Here is a 954-nt window from a genome sequence, read left to right on the forward strand (position 1 = left end):
GACGAGCTTAAGCGCGCGCGCCAGACACTGAAGGCATTTTTGCTCTCGCACGGCGTGCGCTACGTGGGGGTGGCCAATTGGGGACCGGCGCACCGCAACTGGTTAAGCAAATTCTCGTTTGGCAACGAGTGGCAGGATTTCGCGTTTAACGAGTTACGCCGCGCCATCGAGGATCGGTTTGCACAATGCCAGCGTCTGGAATCGGCCATGCGCGATGCCGTGCCACGCTGGGGCTTTTATCCCGCCGTGCTTGCTCTGCAATCGATGCGCGGTATCCAGTTCACCGCTGCCGTGGGCTTGCTCTCGGAGTTAGGCGATTTGAGTCGCTTTGCGCACCCCCGACAGTTGATGGCCTGGCTTGGCGTGACGCCCTCGGAGTATTCCTCGGGAGGCAAACGGCGCCAAGGCGGTATCACGAAGACCGGCAATTCCTTTGCCCGCAAACTGCTCATCGAGGCGGCCTGGAGTTATCGGCATACGGCCAAAGTGAGCCCCGAGATCCAGCGTCGTCATGAGGGCTTGCCAAAGGTTATCGTCGATCGGGCGTGGGACGCGCAGGTGCGCCTGTGCCGGCGCTATCGAAAGCTGGTGGCGCGCGGCAAAAGCACCAATGTGGCCATCGTCGCGGTGGCTCGCGAACTGGCGGGCTTCATCTGGGACATCGGCCGGTTGGGCATGGCGCAGGCGAGCCCGCGCTCGGAGTAAGGCAGGTGAAGGCAGCAAAAAAGCAGTTCGCAATGAAACGGTAGTTTCCTGAAGGCGGCGTAGCCCGGTATTCGAGTTATCCGCGTCATTTCTTGGCAACGGTTCATTCCGACTTGCGCACAAAGCTAGCGGCAGACTCACGAAACGGATCTCTGTAATGCGGTAACCAACCCGCGAATATCAGCCTGATTCACCGTCGAGTTTTACTGCTACGCCGCCCTCAGGAAATTGCAGCGCCCACTCGAATAT

Annotated in this window: 1 protein-coding gene; it reads left to right on the plus strand. The window is 59.9% G+C overall.

Going from position 1 to position 954, the window contains the following annotated elements; all coding sequences use genetic code 11:
* The coding region (locus ACSQ83_RS35865; protein WP_436231372.1) for an IS110 family transposase at window positions 1-705 on the plus strand (705 nt) is incomplete at its 5' end.
* Window positions 706-954 lie beyond the last annotated feature (249 nt).

It is taken from the genome of Caballeronia sp. LjRoot29, from assembly GCF_964252755.1.
Classification (GTDB): domain Bacteria; phylum Pseudomonadota; class Gammaproteobacteria; order Burkholderiales; family Burkholderiaceae; genus Caballeronia.